The sequence below is a fragment of the Mesorhizobium sp. M0663 genome (genome assembly GCF_040320585.1).
Classification (GTDB): Bacteria; Pseudomonadota; Alphaproteobacteria; order Rhizobiales; family Rhizobiaceae; genus Mesorhizobium.
Genome location: NZ_JAMYPX010000086.1, coordinates 1 through 2,588, shown reverse-complemented (window position 1 = coordinate 2,588; position 2,588 = coordinate 1). Strand labels below are relative to the sequence as shown.

3 protein-coding genes are annotated in these 2,588 nt (G+C 59.4%); 2 read left to right on the top strand and 1 reads right to left on the bottom strand.

Annotated elements, in window-relative coordinates:
• Positions 1-317, bottom strand: a 317-nt coding sequence (locus tag NKI54_RS36120) for a hypothetical protein (RefSeq protein WP_352694609.1), incomplete at its 3' end; no start/stop codon positions are given.
• Here NKI54_RS36120 and NKI54_RS36115 point away from each other — a divergent pair.
• Together NKI54_RS36115 and NKI54_RS36110 are read left to right on the top strand one after the other, a co-directional pair.
• The gene (locus NKI54_RS36115; RefSeq protein ID WP_352694607.1) at positions 316-501 is read left to right on the top strand and encodes a hypothetical protein; all 186 of its coding nucleotides are present in this window, start codon (positions 316-318) and stop codon (positions 499-501) included. The genes NKI54_RS36120 and NKI54_RS36115 overlap by 2 nt on opposite strands.
• Positions 488-2,557: a recombinase family protein gene (locus NKI54_RS36110; RefSeq protein WP_352694605.1), complete on the top strand. Its 2,070-nt coding sequence runs from the start codon at positions 488-490 to the stop codon at positions 2,555-2,557. The genes NKI54_RS36115 and NKI54_RS36110 overlap by 14 nt, the downstream gene beginning before the upstream one ends.
• Positions 2,558-2,588 lie beyond the last annotated feature (31 nt).

Genomic DNA, 2,588 nt, shown 5'->3' with positions numbered 1-2,588 from the left:
CATCGCAGGGTCATTCTGCCCATGTCGGGCAGATGGTGGAGTTTCATTACCGCTGGCATCCATATTACGGCGGTCGTTTTCGGCATGAAGGTCGCGAGGACCGGGCCAATGGCGCGATCATCCGGGTAGAGATCAGGCCGGGTGAGATCATCCAGGTGGCGGAGTGGATGCTGGATCGGGCGTTTTGCGCCGACATGGAGATGGGCGAACCGCGCGTTGCGGTGATTGGGCTTGTAGAGCTTCATAGACTGCTTACCGAGCGCGGTTTCAGGCAGACTTCGAGGGATGGACTCACGGCCATCCAGGAGGCGCGCCATGAAAGCTTTACCACTACCCCCGACATTACCAGTGCTGACCCAGCAGCTGAGCATGCCGTTCGATACGCCGCAGATGCGAGGCCTGAGCGACGGGGAACGAAGCGTTGTTGTCGCCAGGCTGGCGACCCTCCTGATGGCCGCGGCCGGCGTCGCGACGAAGGAGGCGAGCGATGACGGGCAATAATCTCCTTCCAGCCACGGTGCTGAAGCGCAAAGCTGTGGTCTACGTTCGACAGTCGACCCCGGGTCAGGTCCAGAACAACCTGGAGAGCCAGCGGCGACAATATGAACTTGTCGATGTCGCGCGACGCTGGGGTTTCCGTGATGTCGATGTGATCGACGATGACCTTGGTCGTACCGCCAGCGGTGCTGTAGACCGCCCTGGTTTCGAACGACTGGTGAGCGGCCTGTGCACGGGCAAAATTGGCGCAGTGCTCTGCCTCGACGCATCGCGTCTTTCTCGCAATGGCCGGGATTGGCACCATCTCCTGGAACTGTGCGGCCTGGTTGAAGCGCGCGTCATAGATCTCGACGGAGTGTACGATCCTTGTCGGCCTAACGATCGATTGTTGTTGGGCATGAAGGGCAGTATCAGCGAGTTTGAGCTCGGCATTTTGCGAACGCGCATGCTTGACGCGGCTCGCGCCAAAGCGCGGCGGGGGGAGCTGCGTCTCAGTGTGCCGATCGGTTATATCTGGCACCGCGACTATGGGCTGGGGCTTGATCCCGATTTGCGGGTACAAGAGGCGATCCGCCTCATCTTTTCGCGCTTCCGCGAGCTTGGCAGCGCCCGCCAGGTGCTGATTTCGCTGACGGCTGATAATTTCCATTTTCCTCGCCCTTCTGACGGGCGCAAAACGGTGTCCTTCGACTGGGTGCCGGTTCGCTATCGAAGCGTTATTTCGATCCTGAAGAACCCCTTCTACGCTGGGGTCTATGTCTATGGTAAAAGCGAGAAGCGAACCGAGATTGTCGATGGCAGGGCGCGTAAAAGCTACGGCCACGGCAAACCCTTTGGAACGTGGGACGTGCTGCTCCAGGATCATCACGAAGGCTATATCGATTGGAGTGAGTTTGAGAGGAACCAGAGCCACATCGCTGTCAATGCCTTCGGCCAGAAAGGCGGCATCAAGTCTGGTCGTGGCGGCCGCGCGTTGCTCGCGGGCCTGCTCACCTGCGGCCGATGCGGAAGGCGGTTGGGCGTTGTCTACTCGGGGCGGCCTCCGGGGCATCCCTATTACCGCTGCGAACGTATCAATCAGATGCTGGCCAAGCCACGATGCATGACTTTTGGCGCATCTCGCATCGACCCTGCTATCGGCAAAGAGATATTGAGGGCCGTGACGCCGATGGCGATCGAGGCCGCAATGGAAGCTGATCGGGCGCATCGGGATAATCTGGAAGAACGACACCGCATGGTGGAGTTGGACTTGCAGCAAGCCCGATACGAGGCCTCTCTCGCTGAACGTCGCTATGCTGCTTGCGACCCTGACAACCGGCTGATCGCTGCCCAACTGGAGAAGAGCTGGGAGGCAGCGCTCAGGCGCGTGGAAGCCTGTGAAGCTGGTTTGGCCCAAGCGCGACAAATGGATCTTGTCACCCCAGTCCCCGAATTTACTGGCATTGCCACCGATCTGGAGGCCGCCTGGCGCGCACCTAACGTCGACATGCGATGTCGTCAGCAACTCCTTCGTGCTCTCGTGACTGATATCATTGCTGACATCGATGAAGAGCAGCGTGAAGTCATTTTGACGATCCACTGGAAAGGCGGCCAGCACTCCCAGCTGCGCATTCGCAAACCCAAAGCTGGCGAACATGGCCAGAGTACTCCGGAGGCCGCCCTTGCCGTCATGCGGTCTATGGCGACCCGGTGGTCCGACACAGACATTGCCGCCACTCTCAACCGGATGGGAATGCAGACCGGGCAAGGCAAAACCTGGACTGGGCGCCGTGTCGGGGCACTGCGCACGGTCCATAAAATCCACGGCTACCGATCCGCCGAAAAGAATGGCGAGTGGCTCACATTGACCGAAGCCGCCAAAAAGCTTGGGGTTACTGCCCATCGGGTCCGTCGATTGATCAAGGAGGGCGTGCTCCCTACCGAGCAGGTGGTACCCGATGCACCGCACCAAATACGAGCTGCGGACCTGGAAAAGGATCAAGTGACCCAGTTTCCGCGTCACAGAGGCCCGTGTCGCATCAAAATGGAAAACCAAAAGTCCCTGTTTCCGGACGTTTGAAGAAGAGGTGCAGTATGAATCGGTCGTTGCG

Excerpts from the sequence above, each read along its gene's own strand:
- NKI54_RS36115 (WP_352694607.1), top strand. The coding sequence starts at position 316 with ATGAAAGCTTTACCACTACCCCCGACATTACCAGTGCTGACCCAGCAG.
- NKI54_RS36110 (WP_352694605.1), top strand. The coding sequence starts at position 488 with ATGACGGGCAATAATCTCCTTCCAGCCACGGTGCTGAAGCGCAAAGCT.